27 protein-coding genes and 1 pseudogene are annotated in these 25,283 nt (G+C 38.9%); 5 read left to right on the top strand and 23 right to left on the bottom strand.

Features of this window, described 5'->3' with window-relative positions; genetic code table 11:
* Positions 1–82 precede the first annotated feature (82 nt).
* Positions 83–931 (bottom strand): peptide chain release factor N(5)-glutamine methyltransferase, encoded by an 849-nt coding sequence (prmC, locus tag COD11_RS03860; protein ID WP_098795439.1) that lies wholly within the window; start codon positions 929–931, stop codon positions 83–85.
* A 7-nt stretch (positions 932–938) separates the two neighbouring features.
* Positions 939–2,009 (bottom strand): peptide chain release factor 1, encoded by a 1,071-nt coding sequence (prfA, locus tag COD11_RS03855; RefSeq protein ID WP_098795438.1) that lies wholly within the window; start codon positions 2,007–2,009, stop codon positions 939–941.
* A gap of 150 nt (positions 2,010–2,159) precedes the next feature.
* Between prfA and gloA2 the strand changes: the two genes are divergently transcribed.
* Positions 2,160–2,546 carry an SMU1112c/YaeR family gloxylase I-like metalloprotein gene (gene gloA2, locus COD11_RS03850; protein WP_098795437.1) on the top strand — a complete coding sequence of 129 codons (387 nt, stop codon included), beginning with the start codon at positions 2,160–2,162 and terminating at the stop codon, positions 2,544–2,546.
* Positions 2,547–2,799: 253 nt separating this feature from the next.
* Here gloA2 and nikE read toward each other — a convergent pair whose 3' ends face one another.
* The 5 genes from nikE to nikA are packed head-to-tail and all read right to left on the bottom strand — an operon-like array spanning position 2,800 to position 7,883.
* Complete coding sequence (gene nikE / locus COD11_RS03845) at positions 2,800–3,654, bottom strand: nickel import ATP-binding protein NikE (RefSeq protein ID WP_098795436.1); 855 nt, start codon at positions 3,652–3,654, stop codon at positions 2,800–2,802.
* Between the two features lie 17 nt (positions 3,655–3,671).
* Complete coding sequence (gene nikD, locus COD11_RS03840) at positions 3,672–4,490, bottom strand: nickel import ATP-binding protein NikD (protein WP_098795435.1); 819 nt, start codon at positions 4,488–4,490, stop codon at positions 3,672–3,674.
* Between the two features lie 15 nt (positions 4,491–4,505).
* Entirely contained in the window at positions 4,506–5,339 is an 834-nt protein-coding gene (nikC, locus tag COD11_RS03835; protein WP_098795434.1) for a nickel ABC transporter permease subunit NikC, read from the bottom strand.
* A complete protein-coding gene (nikB, locus tag COD11_RS03830) occupies positions 5,336–6,280 on the bottom strand; it encodes a nickel ABC transporter permease subunit NikB (protein WP_098795433.1) in 945 nt (314 codons plus the stop codon). The genes nikC and nikB overlap by 4 nt, the downstream gene beginning before the upstream one ends.
* 25 nt (positions 6,281–6,305) lie before the next feature.
* Positions 6,306–7,883, bottom strand: coding sequence for a nickel ABC transporter substrate-binding protein (gene nikA / locus COD11_RS03825; RefSeq protein ID WP_416636143.1), 1,578 nt, complete (start codon positions 7,881–7,883; stop codon positions 6,306–6,308).
* 402 nt (positions 7,884–8,285) lie between these two features.
* On the opposite strand from nikA, the gene COD11_RS03820 reads away from it, so the two are divergent.
* On the top strand, positions 8,286–8,801 hold the full coding sequence (locus tag COD11_RS03820; RefSeq protein ID WP_098795431.1) for a MerR family transcriptional regulator: 516 nt from the start codon (positions 8,286–8,288) through the stop codon (positions 8,799–8,801).
* Positions 8,802–8,819: 18 nt separating this feature from the next.
* Here the strand turns inward: COD11_RS03820 and COD11_RS03815 are convergent, their stop codons facing one another.
* From COD11_RS03815 to COD11_RS03785, 7 genes are all read right to left on the bottom strand, one after another.
* Positions 8,820–9,254: a hypothetical protein gene (locus COD11_RS03815; RefSeq protein ID WP_098795430.1), complete on the bottom strand. Its 435-nt coding sequence runs from the start codon at positions 9,252–9,254 to the stop codon at positions 8,820–8,822.
* A 532-nt stretch (positions 9,255–9,786) separates the two neighbouring features.
* Complete coding sequence (locus COD11_RS03810; RefSeq protein WP_098795429.1) at positions 9,787–10,404, bottom strand: thymidine kinase; 618 nt, start codon at positions 10,402–10,404, stop codon at positions 9,787–9,789.
* A gap of 215 nt (positions 10,405–10,619) precedes the next feature.
* Positions 10,620–10,832, bottom strand: a complete 213-nt coding sequence (gene rpmE / locus COD11_RS03805) for a 50S ribosomal protein L31 (RefSeq protein WP_098795428.1) — start codon at positions 10,830–10,832, stop codon at positions 10,620–10,622.
* A gap of 162 nt (positions 10,833–10,994) precedes the next feature.
* On the bottom strand, positions 10,995–12,266 hold the full coding sequence (gene rho, locus COD11_RS03800) for a transcription termination factor Rho (protein WP_098795427.1): 1,272 nt from the start codon (positions 12,264–12,266) through the stop codon (positions 10,995–10,997).
* Positions 12,267–12,619: 353 nt separating this feature from the next.
* The gene (locus COD11_RS03795) at positions 12,620–13,909 is read right to left on the bottom strand and encodes a UDP-N-acetylglucosamine 1-carboxyvinyltransferase (protein WP_098795426.1); all 1,290 of its coding nucleotides are present in this window, start codon (positions 13,907–13,909) and stop codon (positions 12,620–12,622) included.
* 620 nt (positions 13,910–14,529) lie between these two features.
* The gene (locus COD11_RS03790; protein WP_098795425.1) at positions 14,530–15,387 is read right to left on the bottom strand and encodes a class II fructose-bisphosphate aldolase; all 858 of its coding nucleotides are present in this window, start codon (positions 15,385–15,387) and stop codon (positions 14,530–14,532) included.
* Positions 15,388–15,595: 208 nt separating this feature from the next.
* Positions 15,596–15,970: a response regulator gene (locus COD11_RS03785; protein WP_098795424.1), complete on the bottom strand. Its 375-nt coding sequence runs from the start codon at positions 15,968–15,970 to the stop codon at positions 15,596–15,598.
* A 321-nt stretch (positions 15,971–16,291) separates the two neighbouring features.
* Between COD11_RS03785 and COD11_RS03780 the strand changes: the two genes are divergently transcribed.
* Positions 16,292–16,837, top strand: a complete 546-nt coding sequence (locus COD11_RS03780) for a DUF2529 domain-containing protein (RefSeq protein ID WP_098795423.1) — start codon at positions 16,292–16,294, stop codon at positions 16,835–16,837.
* 36 nt (positions 16,838–16,873) lie between these two features.
* On the opposite strand, the gene COD11_RS03775 is transcribed toward COD11_RS03780, so the two are convergent.
* From COD11_RS03775 to COD11_RS26660, 6 genes are all read right to left on the bottom strand, one after another.
* Positions 16,874–17,638 (bottom strand): IclR family transcriptional regulator, encoded by a 765-nt coding sequence (locus COD11_RS03775; protein WP_098795422.1) that lies wholly within the window; start codon positions 17,636–17,638, stop codon positions 16,874–16,876.
* 111 nt (positions 17,639–17,749) lie between these two features.
* Positions 17,750–19,102: an acetyl-CoA carboxylase biotin carboxylase subunit gene (accC, locus tag COD11_RS03770; RefSeq protein ID WP_098795421.1), complete on the bottom strand. Its 1,353-nt coding sequence runs from the start codon at positions 19,100–19,102 to the stop codon at positions 17,750–17,752.
* 24 nt (positions 19,103–19,126) lie between these two features.
* The gene (gene accB / locus COD11_RS03765) at positions 19,127–19,597 is read right to left on the bottom strand and encodes an acetyl-CoA carboxylase biotin carboxyl carrier protein (protein WP_098795420.1); all 471 of its coding nucleotides are present in this window, start codon (positions 19,595–19,597) and stop codon (positions 19,127–19,129) included.
* 15 nt (positions 19,598–19,612) lie between these two features.
* A complete protein-coding gene (locus tag COD11_RS03760) occupies positions 19,613–20,605 on the bottom strand; it encodes a 5-oxoprolinase subunit C family protein (protein WP_098795419.1) in 993 nt (330 codons plus the stop codon).
* Positions 20,602–21,318, bottom strand: a complete 717-nt coding sequence (pxpB, locus tag COD11_RS03755; RefSeq protein ID WP_098795474.1) for a 5-oxoprolinase subunit PxpB — start codon at positions 21,316–21,318, stop codon at positions 20,602–20,604. The genes COD11_RS03760 and pxpB overlap by 4 nt, the downstream gene beginning before the upstream one ends.
* 100 nt (positions 21,319–21,418) lie before the next feature.
* Positions 21,419–21,562, bottom strand: a complete 144-nt coding sequence (locus COD11_RS26660; protein ID WP_176550965.1) for a hypothetical protein — start codon at positions 21,560–21,562, stop codon at positions 21,419–21,421.
* A 285-nt stretch (positions 21,563–21,847) separates the two neighbouring features.
* On the opposite strand from COD11_RS26660, the gene COD11_RS03750 reads away from it, so the two are divergent.
* Positions 21,848–22,606 carry a LamB/YcsF family protein gene (locus COD11_RS03750; protein WP_098795418.1) on the top strand — a complete coding sequence of 253 codons (759 nt, stop codon included), beginning with the start codon at positions 21,848–21,850 and terminating at the stop codon, positions 22,604–22,606.
* 71 nt (positions 22,607–22,677) lie between these two features.
* A complete protein-coding gene (locus tag COD11_RS03745; RefSeq protein ID WP_098795473.1) occupies positions 22,678–23,859 on the top strand; it encodes an NRAMP family divalent metal transporter in 1,182 nt (393 codons plus the stop codon).
* Positions 23,860–24,107: 248 nt separating this feature from the next.
* Here the strand turns inward: COD11_RS03745 and COD11_RS27350 are convergent, their stop codons facing one another.
* From COD11_RS27350 to COD11_RS28145, 3 genes and pseudogenes are all read right to left on the bottom strand, one after another.
* Positions 24,108–24,437, bottom strand: a complete 330-nt coding sequence (locus tag COD11_RS27350) for an LPXTG cell wall anchor domain-containing protein (RefSeq protein WP_098795417.1) — start codon at positions 24,435–24,437, stop codon at positions 24,108–24,110.
* Positions 24,419–25,042: a carbohydrate-binding domain-containing protein gene (locus COD11_RS28150; protein WP_483296274.1), complete on the bottom strand. Its 624-nt coding sequence runs from the start codon at positions 25,040–25,042 to the stop codon at positions 24,419–24,421. The genes COD11_RS27350 and COD11_RS28150 overlap by 19 nt, the downstream gene beginning before the upstream one ends.
* A pseudogene (locus COD11_RS28145) lies at positions 25,043–25,270 on the bottom strand (carbohydrate-binding domain-containing protein); the annotation flags it as partial.
* Positions 25,271–25,283: the final 13 nt, after the last annotated feature.

Genomic DNA, 25,283 nt, shown 5'->3' with positions numbered 1-25,283 from the left:
TTCTTAAACTATATTTTTCAAAAAAATAGTTTTATAGTTTTAAAAAAAGAATAGAGCCCTGTTTTACCAAGGGTTCTATTCTTTAAATTGTTGCAAATACCATGCGATCTTTACCATTAATATCGTAAACAACTTCTACTTTGGCCTTTGTCGAAAGTGCTTGTTCAAGAAGAGCCTTAACATCCTTCCCCTGTCCTGCTCCAATTTCAAACGCAATTAATGCTTTTGGATTTAGCAGGCTTTGCATGTCATTGATCAATCTTTTATAAAAATCCAAGCCATCTTCGCCACCAGCTAACGCCCGCATTGGTTCATGATCCTTCACAACAGGTGACAGTGTTTCGATTTCCCAATCTGGAATATAAGGTGGATTTGATACTAAGATATCGATTTTATTTTTAACAGGTTCTAGTAAATCTCCGTGAAGCCACTCGACTTCAGCATGTAGTTCTCTGCTGTTTTGCTGTGCTACTTGAAGAGATTCCTCTGCAATATCAACAGCTGCGATACGGAAATTCGGATTTTCAAGAGCCAATGTAATGGCTATTGCACCGCTACCTGTCCCAACATCGACGACATTTAGTTTTTGCTCCCCCTCAAAATGCTGAGAGGCTCTTTGTAAAATCCCTTCAACAAGCTCCTCTGTTTCCGGCCTTGGTATTAACACCTCTTTATTAACAAGAAAACGTCTGCCATAAAACTCTTCATATCCGATTAAGTATTGAACAGGCTGTCCTTCTGCATGTTTTTTCACATCAGCTTGAAATGCGTGGATTTGCTTCTCTGAGAGGACCAGTCTCAAATTAGACAATAATGTTGCCCGCTCCATCTCTAGATGGTGGCGCAGCAATAATTCTCCTGCATTTTCATCTCTTCCCGCTTCCTTTAAAAAAGAAGAAGCCCAATTTAGGGCTTCGTACACAAATTTCATGTTTATTTTAATCTTCCGCAGCTTCAAGGCGGCTTGATTGATCTTCAACGATAAGTGCTTCCACGACTTCATCAAGCTTACCTTCTAAGATTTGATCAAGCTTTTGAATCGTTAAACCGATTCGGTGGTCTGTTACACGGTTTTGCGGGAAGTTATATGTTCGAATACGCTCTGAACGGTCACCAGTACCAACCGCAAGCTTACGGTTTTGATCGTACTCAGCTTGTGCTTCTTGTTGGAATTTATCATAAACACGAGCACGAAGTACCTTCATCGCTTTTTCTTTGTTTTTGATTTGTGATTTTTCATCCTGACACGATACAACTGTACCAGTTGGTAAATGTGTTAAACGAACAGCTGACATTGTTGTATTAACACTTTGTCCTCCTGGACCACTTGATGCAAATGTATCAACACGAATATCTTTTTCATGGATCTCCACTTCTACTTCTTCAGCTTCTGGTAAAACAGCAACTGTCGCAGTTGAAGTATGAATACGACCACCTGATTCTGTTTCAGGAACACGTTGTACACGGTGGGCACCGTTTTCAAATTTCAACTTTGAATAAGCACCTTTACCATTGATCATAAAGATAATTTCTTTATAACCACCGGTACCTGTTGCGTTCGCTTCCATTACTTCTGTTTTCCAGCCTTGCATCTCAGCAAAACGGCTGTACATACGGTATAAATCAGACGCAAACAATGCAGCCTCATCACCACCCGCTGCTCCACGGATCTCCATAATAACGTTTTTATCATCATTAGGATCTTTTGGAACAAGTAAAAGCTTAAGACGAGCTGTTAATTCTTCTTCACGTTCTTCTAACTCGGAAAGCTCTTCCTTCGCCATTTCACGCATTTCTGCATCAAGCTTCTCTTCAAGCATTGATTTTGTATCAGAAATTTGCTCACGGACTTCTTTGTATTCGCGGTAAGCCTCCACAGTTTCTTGCAAGTCTGATTGTTCTTTTGAATATTCACGTAGCTTTTTTGAATCATTAATAATATCTGGATCCATTAAAAGCTGATTTAACTTTTCATAACGGTCTTCTACCGATTGTAAACGATCTAACACACATGTTCACCTCAATTTTCATGCATAACATTATAATTATAGTATAGGTCACAATAAGCGTCAAAAGCAAATTGACTAAATATAGTTCATTATAATATGATTTGTGAAAAACAGTGACTTTATTACATATTTAGGGAGAGAAGTTAAAATATGAAAATCAATAAAATCCACCATGTTGCGATTATTTGTTCTGATTATGATAAATCAAAGAAGTTTTACACAGAGGTCCTTGGATTTCCTGTTATATCGGAAGTTTATCGTGAAGAACGGAAGTCGTATAAATTAGATTTGATTGTTCATGACACCTATCAAATTGAGCTATTTTCTTTCCCAGATACCCCTGGCAGACCAAATCAGCCCGAAGCAGCAGGATTACGACACCTCGCTTTTGAAGTGGACAATATTGATGAGGCTGTTAATGAGCTCATAGGAAAAGATGTAGAAGTCGAAGAAATTCGAATCGATCCATTTACCGGCAAGAAATATACATTTTTTAAAGATCCTGATGGCCTGCCGTTGGAGTTGTATGAGGGGTGATGTGGGGACAGGTTCCTTGTCCCACTTTTTTGTGGTGCCTGTCACTTCCCGAGTTTTGTCGAACAGGACTAGGTACTTTGGGTTGGTGGTGCCTGTCACCCCCCGAGTTTTGTCGGCTAAAACATGTTTACACACCATACAAATGGCACATAAAAAGGAGTGTCCAAATAGTGGACACTCCTTCTTTGTACAAATCCCGATCCGTACATTCCTATTCGCGGGTCAAGGAACCTGTCCCTCCGTCCCTTCTTTGTCATAGGATCTTATACGCGGGACCTGTCCCTTTGTCACCAAACGAGCCGCTGTCCCTTACTGTGCGGTTTCGTGGGTGCTCGGCAAGGATAGAGTTTCTCATTTCTTTTGCGACGGGGTGGTTTGAGGTGAAGAATTGAGTTTTGTCGTGGTAGAGTTCTACTAATTCTCCTTTTTCTAGCAAGCCAATTTTATCGCTAATTTCATAAGCGGCTTTTATGTCGTGTGTAATAAAGAAGTAAGATAAGCCAAAGTCTTTCTTTAGCTCTTTTAGTAATTCTAAAACAAGTGTTTGATTCACCATATCAAGACTGCTGACAGATTCGTCTAATACGATCAAGCTAGGCTTTAGGGAGATGGCTCTTGCGATGTTGATTCTTTGTAATTGGCCACCGCTAAATTGGTTCGGGTATTTTTTTAGGTCCTTTTCGCTTAGACCTACTCTTTCCAGCAACTCAATAATCGTTCGCTTTTGTTCATTCACCGTTAGCTTTTCATAGTTTTCTAAAGGCTCGGCAATAATGCGTTCTGCCGTCAGTCGAGGATTAACGGAAGAGTAGGAATCCTGGAATACTACTTGAAGATCACGGCGAATTTTATGAAGAGTACGCTTATCAACGTTATAAAGATCATGGCCTTGAAAAAGAATTTCACCTTTTTGTGGTTGTTCTAATCCAAGTATCACTTTACCTAAAGTACTTTTACCAGCCCCGCTTGAACCAAGCATTCCTAAACAGGTTCCTTCTTCAATAGAAAAGGAAATATCGGAAAGAATCTTTTTCGAACGGTCTTTCCACTTAAAAAAGGATTGAGATCCGTAGCTATGAGTTACGTTATTTACTTGTAATAAACTCATTTTTCTCCCCCTCAATCTCAAATGACAGTTTCCTTTACATGTAGTAGTGGTCGTGCATGCAATAGTTTCTTTGTATATTCATGCTGCGGCTCATCAAATAGCTGAAACACATCTGCTTTTTCAACGATTTTACCATTTTGCATGACCGCTACGTCATCTGCCATTTCTGAGATAACCCCCAGATCATGGGAAATCAAAAGAATAGCCGAGCCATATTTAGAGCGAATCGCATCTAAATGATGTAATACTGTTTTTTGATTTTTCACATCAAGTGCAGTAGTTGGTTCATCGGCAATAATAACAGCTGGATGGGTACAAGCTGCAATGGCAATCATCACACGCTGAAGCATACCTCCGCTTAATTGAAAAGGATAGGATTTTAGCAGTTTTGCAGGGTCAGGTAGATTCACAGAGTTCATTGCTTCGATCGCAAGCTCTATTGCTTGTTTTTTATGACAATTTGTATGAGAGCGAATCGTTTCAACAAATTGATGGCCAATTGTAAAAACAGGTGTAAAAGCATTCATTGGGTTTTGCATAATAAACGCGATATCCTTACCACGTATCTTACGCATGTCTTTATCACTCAAACCATTTAATTCACGACCTTGTAATGTGATACTTCCTTCGATTGTTGACGTTTTTTTGTTAAGAAGTTGAAGGATGGACATACTTGTAACGGTTTTACCGCATCCACTTTCTCCAACAAGACCAAGAACACTTCCACGCTTTAATTCAAAATTAAGATCTTGAACTAGAGAAACCTCACTATTTTTCGTTTTTACCTTTACATGTAAATCTTTGACCTGTAGCACATTTGACTGTTCTGTTTCCAACCTTCTCATCCTTTGTTAAAATCTACGTTTTACACCGTAACGCTCTGACAATGCTTCGCCTAATAAATTGAATGTAATGATGACTACCATAATGAACAAGCCCGGATAGAGCATTAATTCAGGATTCGTTCGTATGTACGACTTTCCTTCATGAATCATTGCACCCCACTCTGGTGTAGGAGCCTGAACGCCCAATCCGAGAAACGACATGGCCGATATATCCATTATCGCCCAGCCCATTTCTAATGTTCCCATCACAACAAGCGGTGGAAGGACGTTTGGAACAATATGATTTTTAATAATTTTCCATTGAGAAGATCCACTCACCTTTGCAGCAGCAATAAAGTTCTGCTCCTTTAAGCTTAGGACCATCCCCCGGAACATCCGTGCATAATAAACCCATTGCACAAGCATAATGGCGATAATGACTTGTGTTAGCCCAGGTCCAAAAATACCTACAAGGCCAAGAACAAGGATCAAGTTTGGAAAAGCCATCACTCCATCACAAAACCTCATTAAAACGTGATCAATCCAGCCGCCTTTATATCCTGAAAAGGTCCCGACGATCAAACCAATTAGAATAGATGAGATAAAAATTAAAATGGCAAATCCTAGTGATATACGGGCACCATATAATATTCTTGATAAATTACATCTTCCTAGCTGATCCGTCCCTAAAGGATATTCCCATGATGGAGGCTGTAATTTATTCACTATGTTAACTGCGATTGGATCATTAGGTGCAATCCAAGGAGCAAATATAGCAATGAAGAAAAGAATACCTAAAATAATCGAGCAGATCGGAATTATTTTTTGACTGATGAAAATTTGGCGTATTCTTCTTATCATTGCTTGTAGCCTACTTTCCTGGAAATGCGCGGATCTATCACCATTTGAATCACATCTACTAGTAAATTACTAATAATAAACAAACTTGCTCCAATTAACACATAGCACTGAATCACGGGTATATCACGGTTAAAAATCGCTTCAATAAAATAACGACCAAAGCCTGGCCAAGAAAAAACAGCTTCAACAATAATCGTACCTGTTAGAAGTTTTCCAAGATTCATTCCTAACCCGGTAATCATTGGCGAAATCGCAATTCTCAACACGTGCTTCGCCATGATTGTTTTTTCATTAATTCCCCTCGTTCTCGCGTAGAGCACATAAGGTTCATCCAAATTTTCAAGCACACTGGCACGTAACAATCTTGTGTAAATCGCAATTAACGGAAGAGCCAGGGTTACTGAAGGTAGAACAAGATGCTGCCATGTTCCGGTTCCTTCAACTGGAAATAGATCGAGCTTTACAGAAAAGAAAAAAATAAAAAGATATCCAAGCCAAAAAGAGGGGATGGAAGCCCCTATAAAGGAAAGAAATCGACTAAAGTGATCTATCATACTATTTTTCTTTATTCCAGCAAGAAAGCCAAGAGGAACACTAACAAGGATCGCTATTAAAATACTGCCCAGTGCTAACTGAATAGTAGCTGGAATTCGAGTGATGACCTCATCCCAAACAGGCTTATTCGAAACATAAGATATGCCAAAATCAAGCTGGCATATCTTTATAATAGAATTTACATATTGAATGAAAAATGGCTGATCTAAGCCAAACTCTTGTCTTTTTTGTTCCAAGAGTTCATCAGTTGGTTGAATATGGGCCGCAGTTAAATAAGCTTCAGCCGGATCTACCGGTGAAAGATGAATCATTCCGGTTGTCACAAGTGCTGCCAAAAGAAAAACCGGAACGATCGAGAACATTCGCTTTAAAATAAAAGTGCCCATAATAACCTCCTGGTACTACAACTTCCTACTTCATGCTAATGTTCGTAAATGGATGCTCATCACGATTAGCAGGGAAAGTAAAGTTCGTTACATCCTTTTGATAAATTGCTGTTTTCTTAATATAAGAAATAGGAATAATCGCTCCCTGATCTTGTATCGACGTTAAGATTGATGTATATAGTTGCTGACGTTGTGCCTCATCAGTTGTCTTAGGAACCTCTGCAATTTGTTTCAAAATTTCAGCTTTGTTTGGATAAGCTGATATTGCCTCATTAAATCCAAACCCTTCTGATGCAACGATGTTTAAGAACGTATGTGGATCATAAGGAGCTCCGTAGTTACTAAAGAAATTAATTTCAAAATTATTATCCTTAAAACGTTGAACCTGCTCAGTTAATTCAACTCCGACAATGTTTAATTTCACACCAATTGCTGCCCATTCTGATTGAAGAACTTCAGCCATTGTTTTTTGAATGAGTTCTGCTGAATCATACATTAGCTCAATTTCAAGGGGTTGTCCATCTTTTTCACGAACCGTTTCTCCTTCAGAAAGCGTCCAGCCCGCTTCGTCTAATAACGATCCTGCTTTTTCTACATCATAATCAATAACAATTGCACCATTGTCTTTCGTATAAGGTAAGTTTGTTGGCAGGATATAGTCTGCTTTTTCTTCATATCCTGACGTAACGCCCTCAACTAAAGCTTCCTTATTAAAAGCGTAGTGTAAAGCTTGACGTACCTTTTCATCAGAAAGCTGTTCTTTTTTCGAATTTATTACAAGCTGTCTTGTTGCAACTGGCTCAGAAATACTAGATTCATAGTTTTCTGTTGATTCTAACTGTTTGAAGGCATCTAAGCTAATTGTCCCTTCTCCATACAGAAGATCGATTTCACCTTTTTCAAACGCAAGCACTCTTGTTTCGGCATCAGGAATAATTTTCACTGTGATTTTTTCTTCTTTTGGAAGCTCGCCCCAGTACTCTTCATTACGCTTGAAAACTGCATATTCATCTACTTTATACTCTTCTAGCACCCACGGACCTGTTCCAACTGGTTCTACTACACCTTTTGATGTATCACCATCCTCAGGAAACCCCGCTTCACCTAAGAATCGAACTGGTCGAACAACGGCTAATTCCTGAATGGTTGGATAATAAGCTTCTGTTAAAGTTAGCTTGAATGTACTTTCATCAACAACTTCAGTTGAAGCAATTTTTGATAGAAACCCTAACCAGCTATGCATATCTAAATGATTTAAAATGGTATCAAAATTCTTTTTCACAACTTCGGCATTAAAGCTCGTTCCATCAGAAAACTTTACACCTTCTCGAAGATGAAACGTATATTCCTTACCATCCTCAGAAATATCCCAAGACTCTGCAAGATGCGGTTTTAGCTCTCCACCTTCTTGATAGCTAACTAATGGTTCATATACCATTGATTGCGCAAATAATTGTGAAGGATTATACACATGCGGATTCATTTCACCTATATCTCTAGGCCAAGCAAACGTCAGCATATTTTCTTCGCCTTTTTCCTCTGAGCCTGCTACTTCTTCACTGCTATTAGCACACCCTAGCAAAACTGAAGATAAAATAAAAATAAAAACTGATAATAATAACCCTCTACGATGATGTAACTTCTTATCCAAAATTCTTTCCTCCCAAACGCAATTGATAATTGTTTTCAATTGTATGAGAAGTAAGGGGAACTGTCAATAGAATTGTGGGAATTTTCTGGGTTGTGGTGCCTGTCACTTCCCGAGTTTTGTCGAACTGTTTGGTTTGGGTGCCTGTCACTTCCCGAAATTTGTCGAACTCTTCACAATATGTAAAACATCCACTTTCTTTGCCGAATTGGTTCTTGTTTTGTCTAATGTGAAGGGAACTTTCTTTTTAGGTCGAAATTCTACTCTAGTAAGTTCCTTAACAATTTCTGTTCTTAGGATTGGCGCAACGAGGAGTTTTGGACTTGTACTTATATCAGTATCAGGGGAGGAGAAAAGATGAGTACAGCTGCTGTTGCAAAGTCACTTGGGGTTTCGAGAAGAACTTTAATGAGATGGGTAGATCAGTTAGATTTGGAGCTAGAGAAAAACGAGCTGGGACACTATCAATTTTCAGATGCAGATATAGAGAGATTAAAACAACTGCAAAACAATCCGACAGTCACCCCAACACCTGCTAATGAGCAAACACGAAAGGGGACTATTACTCAAATGGTATCATTAGATGAAAGCAAAGTAGATTCCTTAACACAAAGGATCGAAGAAGTAGAACGAAAAGTTCAAAGCAAGGCTGATGGAGTCGTATCCTACCAACTTCTTCAACATCGAAGAGAGATGGAAGAATTACAAAGCACAATTAAAAAGTTAGAGCTTCGAATTGAAGAGCTTGAGCAAGAGAAACTTTCGAAAAAACAAGAATTTGGTAAAGATCCTGCTCTTGTTTTTGATCAAACAAAAGCACCAGCGAAGCCATCGCGCCGAAAAGGGTTAATTAGTTCTATTTTAGGTTTTTAAGGGGCGAAATGCCCCCTCTTATTTCTTTTCTAGATTTACATCTATTCGATATCTTGGTAAAGCCGTAATCATGTTTTCATGAATTTCCTTCGTTTTCTTCTTCATTTCTTTTTTTGAAAGATCCTCAGTTGTATATACCGTCACATTTATATGGTTTGCATTCATGTTGACTCTTCCTAATGATAAGGTATCGTCATTCATAATTGCCTCTTCTAATTTACTTTGGTCATCCCCTTTGTCGGGTCTTGTTTCTGTTAGATCAATGAAATTTGGGTTTTGGTTTGGAACAAACTGCTCATCGTCGAGCTCTTGGTTATCATATGTGCCATGACCATCCCTCATCAATCTTAACCCGTTTACGTCTTCTTGTTGGGGCTCGTAGCGTTCTCCTGCTTGAAACTGGCAGCCTGCCATACAAAAGCAGAGGATAGATAAGATAAGTACCTTTTTCATTTTTCAGCACCTCCTACTGTGTAGGATGCCCGATGTTTTTCTTTTCATGAGGGGAAATGAGGGCGTGGGAATTGGTGAAAACAGAATGACATACACGCTCTATATCCGGAGAAAAAAGTGGGAAAATCATGTGTAGTCATTTATGAACGACAGGTGAATTACATTTTCTGACTGTTTTGTCGTTCATCACTCTTATGAGCGACAAAACGTTTGGTGTTTCCGGCTGGTTTGTCGTTCATCACCACTATGAACGACAAATCAATTGGTGTTTCCGGCTGGTTTGTCGTTCACCACCTCTATGAACGACAAATCAATTGGTGTTTCCGGCTGGTTTGTCGTTCATCGCCCTTATGAACGACAAATCAATCGGTATATCTACCTATCTTGTCGTTCATCACCCAAACCATAAAAAAACAGCCCAATTCTCTCTAAAATTGGACTGCTCAATTTAATTATTCTCTTAGAAGTCAAAACAGCGATAAAACTCTTTCGACAAAATCCGGGAAGTGACAGGCACCTCCCCACCCCAACCCTACTTCACCACATTACTCTCTCTCTTAAAGTCCTTTACCGGTGCGCCCGGTACTTCGTGGTGGTGTCTGCATCTTGGTTCGTAGGATTCAGAGGCACCGACTAGGATGATTGGGTCGTCATAGGATGCTGGTTTGCCGTTGATGAGTCTTTGGGTACGGCTTGCAGGAGATCCACAGACAGAGCATACAGCTTGAAGCTTTGTGACGGATTCAGCTAGTGACATTAGGGCAGGAACTACGCTGAAAGGTTCTCCTCTGAAGTCTTGGTCAAGTCCAGCTGCAAGGACGCGGTAGCCTTGATCGGCTAGTAGAGTTAGGACGTCAACAATTTGTTCATCGAAGAATTGGACTTCATCGACTGCGATGACGTCTGTTTTTTCTGTTATATATTCAAAAATCTCAACTGATGCAGCGAGTGGTTTGCATATGATGGCTGTTCCGTTATGGGAAACAACACTTTCTTCGCTGTATCGATTGTCGATTACAGGTTTAAATACTTTTACTTCTTGTTTTGCAAATTGAGCTCGTCTTACGCGACGAATGAGCTCCTCTGATTTGCCTGAGAACATGCTTCCGCAAATGATTTCAAGCCATCCACTTTGCTTCATTACATACATTGAAACGGCCTCTCCCTTCGTTGCCCCGAGTTTACTCGGACAACCGATTCCTGGTAAAGTGATCATCTATTATGACATGTATTATACATGGTATCAACGTTCAAAAACCCTACCAATATATGTAGGATAACCAAATTTTAGTGTGAAAATTGTAAAAGTGGGCGTGAAAAAACAGGCAAGAGCCAAAATGTCCTGCCTGTTTGGAAAAAGCCTTATTATTGTTGTTGTGACTTAAGGCCGTATTTTTTGTTGAATTTATCTACACGTCCACCTGCATCTGCAAATTTTTGACGTCCAGTGTAGAATGGATGGCACTCAGAACAAACCTCAACTTTGATCTCTTTGTTAGTAGATCCAGTTTCGAATTCGTTACCACATGCACATGTCACCATAACTGTATTATAGTTTGGATGAATTGCTGATTTCATTCTTTTCATCTCCTTCCGCCCTGAGTCTTTCGAAACAGAGTTATATATCTAGGCTCTCACTCGTCCAACTGACAAGCTGTTTCCTAGAAAAGCACATGATGAAATTATAACAAGTGCTTAAACTAAAATCAAGCTGAAGTTAAATATTACTATTTTGATTATTTACCGAGTTCGTGCCTTTTTCATTTCTTCATCTAAGTTACTAAAGAATTCCTCGTTTGATTTTGATTGACGAAGTTTTCTTAGGAACTTTTCAACAAAATCAGGAGTGTCTGTCATAGATTTACGGATCGCCCATAGTTTTTCAAGGTGTTCTTTAGGAATAAGAAGCTCTTCTTTTCTTGTTCCAGAACGACGAATATCGATTGCTGGGAAGATACGTTTTTCTGCAAGAGAACGATCAAGGTGAAGCTCCATGTTACCAGTACCTTTGAATTCTTCGTAAATTACGTCATCCATACGGGAGCCTGTATCAACTAAAGCTGTAGCTAAAATGGTTAAGCTTCCGCCTTCTTCAATATTACGAGCTGCACCGAAGAAGCGTTTTGGACGGTGGAATGCCGCTGGGTCGATACCACCTGATAATGTACGGCCACTTGGCGGGATGACTAAGTTATAAGCACGAGCTAGACGTGTGATGCTGTCCATTAAGATGATCACGTCTTTTTTATGCTCAACTAGGCGCATAGCTCTTTCAAGAACAAGCTCGGCCACTTTAATATGATTTTCTGGAACCTCATCAAATGTAGAGCTTACAACATCACCAGCTACTGAACGTTCGATGTCAGTTACTTCCTCAGGTCTTTCATCGATTAACAGGACGATTAGCTCTGCTTCAGGGTTGTTTGTTGTGATGCTGTTGGCAATTTCCTTTAAAAGCATTGTTTTACCTGCTTTAGGTGGTGCCACAATTAAACCACGTTGCCCGAATCCAACTGGTGCAATAAGGTCCATAATTCTTGTAGATAGGTGATTAGGTTTTGTTTCAAGATATATTTGTCTATCTGGGTATAGAGGAGTTAGTGCTGGGAAGTGAACACGTTCCTTGGCTGTTTCAGGGTCTTCACCGTTTACCGCTTCTACATGAAGTAACCCGTAATAGCGTTCGTTTTCTTTAGGAGGTCGAACTTTACCTGAAACTTTGTCTCCATTACGTAAGTCAAAGCGTCTGATTTGGGATGCTGAGATATAAATATCCTCTGAGCTTGGTGAGTAATTAATCGGTCTTAAGAAACCAAATCCTTCAGACTGAATAATTTCCAAAACACCTTCCATAAACAGTAAATCTTCTTGCTCTGCATTTGCTTTTAAAATCGCAAAAATTAATTCTTTTTTCGTTAGCTTGCTATAGTAAGACACTTTATAGTGACGTGCAAGCTCGTATAATTCTTTCAATTTCATATGTTCCAATGAAGAAATTGAAACCTGATTCATAAAAACACCACTCTTTTTCAATTTTCAATACATCATACTTTCAAACGATCATCATTCAAACTCATTTCATATGTGAGAACTTGTCTAGTAGCAAATTAGGATGAAGATGATTTGCTCTATGTTGTAAAAGAAGAATAAACATATCACTTTAGGATAGAGAAGGAAATGAAGGTGAGCTTGAAGTAGATTTTGTAGTTATTCATTCAATGCAGCACTCTTTATTTTTACCCTATTTTTTAGATTTAATCAATCATTTTTGGGATTTTCCATTAAAAATAGAGCAATTACAAAGAAAGTATGATCGTCAAGGACAAAGGTGTTCCTTATCCTTGACGATCATATTTTACAACTTATTACGAATTTTGAAGTTGTTCAATTTCTTTTTCTGTTAATTTTTCACGCCAAATTGTTGCTCCAAGGCCTGTTAGTTTTTCTTCTAACTGACTGTACCCTCGATCAATATGCTCTAAACCTGTTATCTCCGTTATTCCATCTGCCATTAAGCCTGCGCAGACTAAGGCAGCCCCTGCGCGCAGGTCACTTGCTTTTACTTTTGCTCCTTGAAGCTTAGTAGGGCCCGAGACGATTGCTGATCTGCCTTCAACTTTAATAGTTGCACCCATTCTTCTAAGTTCATCAATATGTTTAAAGCGTGCAGAATAAATGGTGTCTGTTACCATACTTGTTCCAGTTGCTTTTGTAAGGAAAGAAGTAAATGGCTGTTGCAAGTCTGTTGGAAAGCCAGGATATACGAGCGTTTTAATATCAACAGCTTTTAGTTCCTTTTGACCACCAACGATTAATATCTGGTCATTACTTGTTTCAATATGCATGCCCATTTCTCTTAGCTTCGCGATTAGGGATTCAAGGTGTAAAGGAATGACATTGTCAATCATGACCTCTTTACCCATTGCAGCACCAATAATCATATATGTTCCTGCTTCAATGCGGTCAGGAATAATGGAATGACGGCAGCCATGCAGCTTTTCAACACCATCGATGCGGATCACATCTGTACCAGCACCTTTAATTTTCGCACCCATACTTGTTAATAATGTCGCAACATCAATGATTTCCGGTTCTTTTGCTGCATTTTCAATAATTGTTCTGCCTTTAGCTAATACAGCTGCTAGCATAATGTTAATGGTTGCACCAACACTAACAACGTCTAGATAAATACGAGCTCCTTTTAGCTCATCAGCACGAAGATAGATCGCACCTTGTTCATTTGTGATTTGAGCACCTAATGCCTCAAACCCCTTAATGTGCTGGTCAATCGGGCGGGGACCTAAGTGACAGCCACCAGGAAGGCCGATTACTGCCTTTTTGAAGCGACCAAGCATAGCTCCCATTAAATAGTAAGAAGCTCTAAGCTTTTTCACTTTTCCGTTTGGTAAAGGCATCGAAATCATCGCAGAAGGATCAACGACCATCTCGTTGTTTTTCAACTCTACTTTACCACCGATTTCCTCTAATAAACCACCTAATATATTCACATCTGAAATGTTTGGTAAACCCTCAATTGTAACAGGAGATTCAGCGAGTATCGTCGCTGGGATCAGTGCAACCGCACTGTTTTTTGCTCCACTAATTGATACTGTACCTTTTAGTAAATCTCCACCGGCAACTTTTAATTTTTCCATGTTAGTCTCCCTTCTATGAAGTTGACTTTCCGGAAAGAACATTAAGGGTGAGCTAAGCTCTGTTTTAAGCATAGCTATGTATAAAATCACACGACCATCATGTTTTCCGAATAAAAACATCTAGTCAACATAATTAAAAAATTAGCAACCATGTTATACGACTATTACTTTTTAAAAGTGTTTATCTATTTTATTGCCTTATATGCCTTAGTCAATACATAACAATCTTACTTATGTAAAACTTATTCATTAAGAAGATATAATCTTTTTTTAACCCTCTTATTATTAAACCATCTATTGTGTTGGACAACAATGATTTACTGTAAAAGAATCCGTTTTTCCATCCAGTTTTTGAGAGCTTCGTGAATAAATGCTGTACTTAAGATAGGAAACTTGATGCACTGAAAGGTTTTTGTAGGTTATGATTTGCGGAAAAAGAATTAAAATCTCAGATGACAAATGAAAACGGACTAGCATAGGCAAGTCCGTTTTCTATTATTCTATCAATTATGGTCAGCTAGGTAAAGGTTTAGAAGGATTTTACCACTAATTTGTTAGCGCTTTCTTAATTTTCGGAATATAACCGCCTTTTTGCAAGGCGGTTTATCCCTAAAATATTATTACGCTTTATTAGATGAACCAAATTCACGCATTTTGCCGATAACTGTTTCTTTAATCGCGTCACGAGCTGGTCCTAAATATTTACGTGGATCATATTCATCTGGCTTCGCAGCTAACACTTCACGAACTGTTTTTGCAGAAGCAATTTGGTTTTCAGTGTTAACGTTGATTTTAGCTGTTCCGAAAGAAATAGCTTTTTGGATATCCTTAGTTGGGATTCCAGTACCACCATGAAGTACTAATGGCATGTTTGTTAAGCCAGCGATTTCTTCCATTTCTTTGTAACCTAAGTTAGGCTCACCTTTGTATGGTCCGTGTACAGAACCAAGAGCTGGTGCTAGGCAATCAATACCAGTGCGTTTAACAAGTTCTTCACACTCTTTTGGATCTGCATAGATTACGCCTTCTGCTACAACGTCATCTTCTTGTCCACCAACAGTTCCAAGCTCAGCTTCAACTGATACACCTTTTGAATGAGCATATTCTACAACTTTAGAAGTTGTTGCAATGTTCTCTTCAAATGGATCATGTGAAGCATCAATCATAACAGATGTGAAACCAGCATCGATTGCTTCTTTACATTTGTCATAGCTTGAACCGTGATCAAGGTGAATCGCTACCGGTACAGTGATGTTGTAGTCTTCGATAAGACCTTCAACCATTTTTACAACAGTTTTGAATCCACCGATGTAACGAGCAGCACCTTCAGATACACCAAGAATAACTGGTGAGCTTTCTTCTTGAGCCGCTTGCAGGATCGCTTGAGTGAACTCAAGGTTGTTGATGTTGAATTGACCTACTGCATATGCTTCGTCTTTTGCTTTGTTAAGCATTTCTGTCATTGAAACTAAAGGCATGTGAAAAATCCTCCTATATAGACCTTATTTTTCTTATACAGAAAAGTATATCATACCTAGCATGACCAAATAATTTTCCTTATATGTAACTTCGCATGATCACTTTTCACATCTTCTAGCATACCAATATATGAAGATTTCGGCAACAATTCGACATATATTAGGGTAATATAATATTACAGGATGCTTGCAAAGTTAGGTTTCGTAATTAATTCGCTTTAAGTGGTAAATACTTTTTTACTGCTTCACGAATTTCATCGATGTCAAAAGGTTTTGCAAAGTGTGTTAGTGCGCCTAAGTCTTTTGCTTCTTGAATCATATCAAGTTCGCCGTAAGCAGTCATGATGATGACACGGATGTCTTGATCGATTACTTTCATTCTTTTTAGAATTTCAATTCCATCCATTCCTGGGATTTTCATATCAAGTAACACAAGATCTGGAGAGTGGTTTTCTACGATTTCAAGTGCTTGGAAACCGTTTGCTGCTTGAAATGTTTGATATCCTTCTTTTTGAAATACTTCATTTAATAAAATACGAATTCCGTATTGATCATCAACAATTAAGATCTTTTCTTTTAACATTGTCTACACCTCTTGAGTTATTTTTTGTTGTTTGTGACATGTTTCGAACTTTATTTTAAAATTAGCATTTATTTTCACGCTAAAATTAAGCGCTTTAAGCATAAATAAACGATCACCTAATGGATTCGTTTTCCCCTTGATATTTCCTGCATTTTTTCATCTTCTTTTCTCGACAAATTCTGCTTGGGTTAAGTTTATCATAATAAGGTTTGTTATGGTAAACTTGTTGGGGCGGTGCCTGTCACTTCCCGAAATTTGTCGCAGAAACTTCGGGTGGTGACAGGCACGCCCCGAAGTTTGTCACATTAGGAGGTTATATTTTTGATGAAAATTTTCTCCACACAGTTAACGGGTCATTTTAACCGAATTGTTGAGCAAGAGGAGCTGAGTATTGAGGATAGTGCGCGCTTGCTTGCCCAGGCATTAGTTGGTGAAGGAAAGATTTATATATATGGTTTTCAAGAGTTACATGGAATTGTTTTAGAGGCGGTTAACAGTAGTGAGCCTCTTATCCGTTCAGAAGCGTTGTTCAATCAAAACGGTGAAATGAAGGAACTAACAGCTGCCGACCGTGTCCTTCTCTTTACATATCGATCCACTGATGCTGAAGCGATCAAACTTGCTCAAGAATTATCTTCTAAAGGAATTCAAACAGTTGGTGTTTCTGCTGTGATTAAAGGTGAAGATACAGGCCTCAACACTATCACCGACCTACATATTGATTCAAAATTAAGGCAGCCGCTTATTCCCGGTGAAGATGGTGAGAGATACGGTTTTCCTGCATTAATGACATCGTTATATGTTTACTACAACTTAACTTTTATCCTAAAAGAAATTTTAGATGAGTTTGAGGAAGATGAGCTTTAATTCTCAACGAAAAAAGAATGAACTCCCCAAGTGAGTTCATTCTTTTTTATTATCGTACCCTAATTTAACTGAAATATTTTCAGCGACTTCTTTCACTTTATCAATAATAACCGGAATTGTTTCTGCTTGGAAACGAACATTTGGACCTGCCACACTTATACCTGCAACAACTTCTTTTTTATGATTAAAAATTGGCGCAGCGATTGATGTCGTATAGTCTTCTAGCTCTGAGTTACTAATTGTATATCTATTCCTCTGTGTTTCCTTTAATACTTTACGGAGCTTTTCTTGGTCAGTAATCGTTCCTGATCCAATTGCTCTTAGTTCGACATCATGTAAATATTGCTCTAGTTCTTCTTCAGGTAAAAAAGCAAGAAGAACTCTTGAACATGCCCCAGCATAAAGAGGAGATTTCCTGCCGATTGCTGTATACAGCCTAACTGGCTGAGTTGTATCAACCTTTTCAATATACATCGCTTCATTTTGGTCTCGAATTGTCAGGTTTACAGCTTCTCCCATTTCATCTCGAAGTAATTTCATATAAGGTAAGGCAATTTGACGGATATCCAGCCTGTCCGCTACCAATTGACCGTATTGTAAAAATAATAAACCAAGAGAGTATTTCCCCTCTTCATCTTTATCAAGAAACCCCATATCCTCAAGTGATCCGAGCATACGATGAACAGATGTTTTTGGCATGCCGGAAACTTTGATCATTTCATTAAAAGATAGTTTAGGGTGCGTTAAAAAAAGGTTAAGGAGGTCCATCGATTTAATCACGGTTTTATTCTTATTTTGCAAAAATTCTCCCCCTTAGTCGATACATCTATCGAAAAAATTGTCTATCATTCATTATATATTTTTTCTTATCTTTTACAAGATTTGTATTAGACTAGGGTATATGCAGAGAATTTATTCTTTTATTGAAATATGATAGGTTTCTAGAAACTTCGTATTGAACTCTCCCGTAACAAATGCATCATGCTCTAGTAGTTCGAGATGAAACGGAATCGTTGTTTTAATACCTGTTATGAAGAACTCATCAAGAGCCCTTTTCATTCTGTTAATCGCATCTTCGCGATCTTTTCCCCAAACGATTAGTTTGGCAACCATTGAATCATAAAAAGGAGAAACAGTGTACCCCGGATAAACAGCACTATCTACCCTAACACCAAAGCCACCTGGTGGAAGATATCCTTCTACAAGACCAGGAGATGGCATAAAGTTTTTCGCAGGGTTTTCAGCATTGATACGACATTCAATTGCCCAGCCGTTAATTTTGATTTCCTCTTGTTTAAAAGATAATTCGTACCCAGCAGCTACTGCTATTTGCTCTTTAATAAGGTCAATGCCAGTAACAAGCTCTGTTACGGGATGCTCAACTTGGATACGCGTGTTCATTTCCATAAAATAAAAATGACCATGTTTATCTAGTAAAAACTCTACCGTTCCCGCACCATGGTATTTTACAGATTGAGCTGCTTTTACAGCCGCATCCCCCATTTTGTTACGCAGTACTTCATCTAGGGCTGGTGACGGAGCCTCTTCAATTAGTTTCTGATGTCGGCGTTGAATGGAGCAATCTCTTTCACCAAGATGAACAACATTACCGAATCGATCGGCGATGATTTGAATCTCAATATGACGTGGCTCTTCTAAATATTTTTCTAAATAAACTCCCGGATTTCCGAAGGCTGTTTCTGCTTCTTGCTGTGCTTGACGAATTGCTTTTTTCAATTCTTCTGCACCGTACGCGACTCTCATACCTTTACCGCCACCGCCTGCTGTTGCTTTTACGATCACTGGATAACCAATTTCAGTCGCAACTTGCAATGCCTGTTCCTCATCTTTGATCAACCCATCTGTTCCCGGTACAGTCGGCACTCCTGCTTTACTCATTGTTTCACGGGCTACGTCTTTAGTTCCCATTTTCTGAATTGCATCTGAGTCTGGGCCAATAAATGTGATATGACATTTTTCACACGCCTCAGCAAAATCAGCATTTTCGGCAAGAAAGCCATAGCCAGGATGTATTGCGTCCGCTCCTGTCATTGTTGCAGCACTTAAAATATTCGGGATATGTAAATAACTTTCCTTTGAAGCTGTTTTCCCAATACAATAAGCTTCGTCAGCTAATTTTACGTGAAGCGCTTCTCGGTCAGCCTCAGAGAAAACAGCAATTGTTTTAATCCCTAATTCTTTACACGCTCTAATAACTCGAACAGCAATTTCTCCTCGATTAGCAATTAACACTTTCTTAAACATACGATGCTTCCTCCTTACGAAAAGTTAAGATTCTCTAATTGCAAACAAAGGCTGTCCAAATTCAATAAGTTGACCTTCATCTACTAAAATCTCAACAATTTCCCCATTTACTTCAGCTTCAATTTCATTGAAAAGTTTCATGGCTTCTAGTATACAAACAACAGTGTTCTTTTGAACTTTTGAGCCAACTTGAACAAATGGATCTGCATCTGGATTTGAACGGGAATAGAATGTACCAACCATTGGAGACAACACTTTATGCAGATCTTCTTTCACCTCTTCTACCTTTTCTTTTTTCTCCACGACAGGAGGCTCTTTTACAACTGGTGCTGCTTGTGGTTGCGGGCTAGAAATCTTTTCAACAACGAGTGAACCTTCTACTTCAGAAATTTTTTCAATCACAACCTTTGTACCCTCGTGCTCTAACCTAAACTTTTGAATGGATGAAGAATCAATTGCTTTAATCATTTCTTTAATGTCATTTATATTTAGCATGAATTGTCACTCCTTCTATTGTTTTAATTTATAGGTAATACTCACCGCTAATTGCTTTAAGCTTTTTTCTCTTTCTAGATACAATCTTTCAGCTTCTTCTAATGTTATTTCAGTAAAAGAAATGGATTGACCTGGCATAACCTGCGCAACAACTGGTAAGTCAACAGTTGCAACTTGGCCAATTTTCGGATATCCCCCTGTTGTTTGGCGGTCTGCAAGCAGGATAATTGGATTTCCATCAGGAGGGATTTGAATCGTTCCGTGAGCAACAGCTTCTGAAAGCATTTCCATTTTTTTCTCTAATTCAATAGCAGGTCCTGATAATCGGTACCCCATTCGATCCGATTGTGGCGACACTCTAAAAGATTGGGTGAAAAACTGCTGCTTGCTTTGTTGTGTAAAGTGTTCAAACTGTGCTCCTGGTAAAACGCGAATATTCGGATTTTTCGCAAAAGGTAAAAACTCATTCCAACGAACAGACCAGTTAGCTGTTAAGAAAGAACTAGTAGATTGCATGTTTTTTAGTTTAACTCCTTCTGATATCGAGTTTGTTTCTAACATATCTCCCTCTTGAATCGCTCTACCTTGATATCCACCTATTTCTGCTCTTAAGTATGTGCTTTTGCTCTTCATCATTCTCTTAACAGCAAAGCCACCAGCTACTGCCAGATAAGCCCTGCAGCCAGATTTTTGTGCTCCGAATTGAAGTTTACTTCCTTTTTTCACGAAAACTGGACGCCATAATGGGACAGAAACTCCTTCAATGGTTGGAGATAAATCACCTCCTGTAATCGCGATGAGCATATCTTTTTCAAATAACAACGTTGGCCCCATTAGAGTAATTTCTAACGCAGCTTCTCCTTCTGAATTGCCAACTAATAAATTTGCAATTCTAAGAGAATATGTATCCATTGCACCACTAACAATGACTCCGTACTTTTGGTATCCATATCTTCCTAAATCCTGAATCGTCGTAAGCAGCCCTGAACGTAAAGTGGTTATACTCATTTATTTCCCTCCTTCCATTCCAAAAAGTCTTTGTAGGAAATAGGATAGAACTTCACTACATTTCCAGCCTGAAGTAGACTTGGTGGCTCTTTTTCTGATAAGAAAAGACTAAGAGGAGTTTGACCAATCAGCTGCCAGCCGCCTGGAGTGGAAATTGGATAAACACCGGTTTGTTTCCCGGCAATTCCAACAGAACCGGCTGGGATGCTAGTTCGTGGTGTGGAACGTCTTGGTGTTGCAATTTTCTCTGACATTCCTCCTAAAAACGGAAAGCCAGGGGCAAATCCGAGCATATAAACGAGATATTCCCCACCTGAATGAAGGCTTATCACTTCATCAGTTGTTAAGTTGTTTTGTTTAGCAACAAACTCCAGATCCGGACCGCATTCACCACCATAGCAAACGGGAATTTCAACAGTCCGGTGTGGTTCAGTTTCTTCATCTTTTAGGTTTGTTAATATATCCTCGATGATGGAAAGGACAATTTTGTAAGGAGAGACAATTTGTCCAACTTTATAAGCATGATTTTTATCTACTAATAGTGGATCATAAAAAACGGTCACACATGTATAAGAAGGAATGCATTCAATGAATCCCTTAAAGCTGTTTTGTGTTAAATAATTGGACAGCATTTGTACCTTACGATGTGTGGAATATTCAATTTCAGAACCAAACCGAATCACAATCGCAGCATCTCCAGCAGGTTCGATCATGACGTTTGCTTGATTTATATGATTAGTCTTTGTCAATCCTCTCACATCCTCTTTGCATCTTTTAATAAGAAGATTTCCATTTTGGGATTTTCCTTAATGACTATTGGAAATCATTATAGTAAACAATTTGGGAAAGAAATTTACTTCCTTTTATTTTATCATAAGCTTCTTTTGCTTCTTTTTCGTTATTGAACTCAAACATTTTCGGATGATTTTGCTCTGAGTAGACAGTGATAACCCACATTAGAGAGCCTCCTAAGCTATTTTTATTATAATCTATTTATTATATTCCGTTAAACGGAACTGAATTTCCTTATATCGGACTTAGAGGCTATTATAATTTTAGTTTTTATAAAATACAACAAAAAACTTGAACAAAATTATGTTTGTTAGAATAGATAACAAAATAGTTCAAAAATTTAAACAGATACATTATAGTCAATCCATGTTACAATAATTGAAACTATAGTTCCTAAATTCGGGAATAAAACCAATTGTACACTCATTCTTTTTTAAGGGGGAATCTTACTTGTATCAAATTGATTTGAATTGTGATTTGGGAGAAAGTTTTGGGGCTTATAAGATTGGGATGGATGAAGAAGTTCTTCGTTTTATAACATCAGCGAATGTGGCTTGTGGATTTCATGCCGGAGATCCATCTGTGATGAGAAAAACGGTGCAACTTGCTCTTAAGAATAACGTTAAGATTGGAGCACACCCTGGTCTTCCTGATTTAGCAGGCTTTGGTCGACGTAACATGAGTATTTCTCCGCAGGAAGCGTATGATCTCGTTGTTTACCAAATAGGAGCTCTTTCCGGCTTTTTAACGGCAGAAGGAGAAAAAATGCAGCATGTTAAACCACACGGTGCTTTGTATAATATGGCGGCCAAAAACAGAGAATTATCGGAAGCAATTGCCGAGGCTGTTTACAAAGTAGATCCACAGCTGATTCTTTTCGGTCTTGCCGGAAGTGAATTAGTAAAGGCTGGTGAAAAAATCGGACTTAATACAGCACATGAAGTCTTTTCTGACCGAACCTATCAGCAAGACGGCTCATTAACACCACGAACTCAACCCCATGCCCTTATACATAGCTATGAAGATTCTGTTTCACAGGTTATTCGTATGATCAAGGAAGGAAAAGTTCGTTCAACGCAAGGCGTTGATGTACCTGTATTAGCTCAAACAGTTTGTATTCATGGAGATGGTCCTGAGGCTCTTGTATTCGCTAAACAGCTAAGAGAGTCAATGCAATCTGAAGGCATAGAAGTAAAAGCGTTTAGTTAGGAGGAAAATGTATGGAGCCACTTAATGTTTCACCAAAAAAGGATGATAAAAGCAAATCATCTTTACCAAAAATGAATTGGTCACTCTTAATGGGGGCTGCCTTTTTAATGGCAACCTCAGCAATTGGACCTGGTTTCTTAACACAAACAACTGTGTTTACTCAAACATTAGCAGCCAGTTTTGGTTTTGTTATTTTAGTTTCTATTATTTTAGATATTTTTGCTCAAACAAATATATGGCGGATCATTGCTGTTTCTGAAAGAAGAGGACAAGATATCGCCAACATGGTTTTCCCGGGACTCGGGTATATCCTTTCCTTCCTAATCGTCCTTGGAGGTCTTGCCTTTAATATTGGGAATATTGCGGGTGCCGGGCTCGGTTTAAACGCGATAACCGGTGTATCGCCGGAGGTTGGTGCGGTGATTGGTGCAGTGATTGCAATCTTTATTTTCGTTGTAAAAGAAGCAGGAAAAGCAATGGATCGCTTCACACAAATTGCCGGATTTGTCATGATTGGATTAATGATTTACGTTGCGATTACAACAGCTCCTCCTGTTGGTGAAGCGATCATCAGATCGGTTGCACCCTCCCAAATTGATGTTTTGGCGATTGTCACGTTAGTTGGTGGTACAGTTGGTGGATATATTACCTTTGCTGGTGGACATCGTCTTTTAGAAGCTGGTGTAAAAGGAAAAGCCGCGATTCCAGAGGTAACAAGAAGCTCTGTTGTCGGGATTTTATTTACATCTGTTATGCGTATTGCCCTTTTCTTAGCCGTACTGGGAGTTGTTTCAAAAGGGTTGGGTTCACAAATTGATCCAACGAACCCACCTGCATCTGTGTTTCAGCTTGCGGCTGGAGATGTTGGTTATAAAATTTTCGGTATTATTATGTTTTCTGCTGCCATTACATCGGTAGTTGGTGCAGCGTATACTTCTGTTTCGTTTATTCGTACATTTAGTGATAAATTCGAGAGAAATAATAAGCTGATTACAATTGGTTTTATTGTTGTGTCAACTCTTGCATTTGTGTTGATTGGAAAGCCAGTTAAAGTGTTAGTTTTGGTTGGTGCTTTAAATGGTCTGATTTTGCCATTAGCGCTTGGAACATTACTTGTTGCGGCTTATAAGAAGAGTATTGTTGGGGATTATAAGCATCCGTTATGGTTAACGATTTCAGGTGCGCTTGTAGTGATAGTGATGGCGTTAATGGGCGGGTATACGATTATTAAGTCGCTTCCGCAGTTGTTTTGATTTGGTGAATGTGGACTAAGGGTAAAAATTAGTCCGTTCCATTGCGCTGCAGAAACTTGCTTTCCGCGGGGCGTGCGCTGAGCCTCCTCGGCTTTGCCTGCGGGGTCTCACCTGTCCCGCTGCTCCCGCAGGAGTCAAGTTTCTTCCGCTCCATTACACTATTGTTCTTTAAATTTATTTAAATGCACCAATCTTAACCAAAAAAGCTTGTAGAGATAAATCATAGTCTCCACAAGCTTTTTCACGTATTATTCTTGTTCTAATTTAGCTCTTCTTCTTAGATAGAAGTAGGATCCAGCCCCTACTAGTAATACTAGTCCACCAATCAATAGTGTATTGAAAGAGTTTGTTGCTGTTTTTGGTAGCTTTTCACCCTTATTGTCTTTATCTTTTTCTTCTGCTTTTTCTTTATCTTTTACAGGTGTTGCTACAGGGTCTTTGCTTGCTTCGTCACCGTCAGTAGGGTCTGGTGTTTGTCCTTCGTTTTCACCAGTGCCTGGTTGAGCTGGTGTTTCTTCGTTTCCGTCACCTGTACCAGGTGCGGAGGCTTTGTCGAATCTTACATTATCAACAAACATCTTCCTGCAAAATCACTTTCATCATCTGCAAAAATTAGTAGCATGTTGCGTAATGATGTATCTGATTTTACGTTTTCAAGGTTTGTAACATCAATTTTCGCTTCATAGTGATACAGGCCATCTGCCGTTTTTTCTGCTGAGTCTAATGCTGTTAAATCAATATCAAAAGTTTCTGCGGATTGTTGCCAGAAGCCAAGTGATTCTGGTTGGAAAACTAGGTTAATAGAAATTCCACCTTCTGTTGCACGAGTTGGGTCAAGATATAAATCAAATGCAACATACTCATTGTCACCGCGCTTTAAATCTTCTGACCAGAAGTCTAGGCGTGGAGCTGATGCCCAGTTGTCAGTTGGTTTTACTTCAGGATAAGCAAATTCCCATGATAAGGCTTTAGAACCGTTTGCTTCTTCAATTGTTAATGCTGTTTTAACTCCAGAGTCTCCACTCCATTTCCAGCCTTGACGAGTATCATCCTCAAAAGTAGATGGAAGTGTTGCTGCTCCTTCTGGATCATTAACTACTTCAATCTCAATTTCTTTACCAGTTACCGTCATATTATCTAAAGAAACAACATCTGCATTTTCAGCTCCAACAAATAAGATCATATTCTCTAACTTGTTATTATCAGGGCTTTCTGCAATTGTTGCTAGTGATGGTGCGTCTTCTTTTGAAATTGTTAATACTGCTTTGTATTTATTTCCAAATGGTTCAAAATCCTCTGCTTTTACTTGAATTGCACGCGTCGGATTAGCCCACCCTGCTGAAGGTCCTTGTGGAATCGCTGCAACAGAAACAGTTGTTGGCTTGTCCACAATCACGTCCATTGATAATTCTTGCGCACCTAGA

This window comes from Bacillus sp. AFS040349 (assembly GCF_002577655.1).
Taxonomy (GTDB): Bacteria; Bacillota; Bacilli; order Bacillales; family Bacillaceae; genus Metabacillus.
This window is presented reverse-complemented; position numbering and strand designations above follow the sequence as displayed.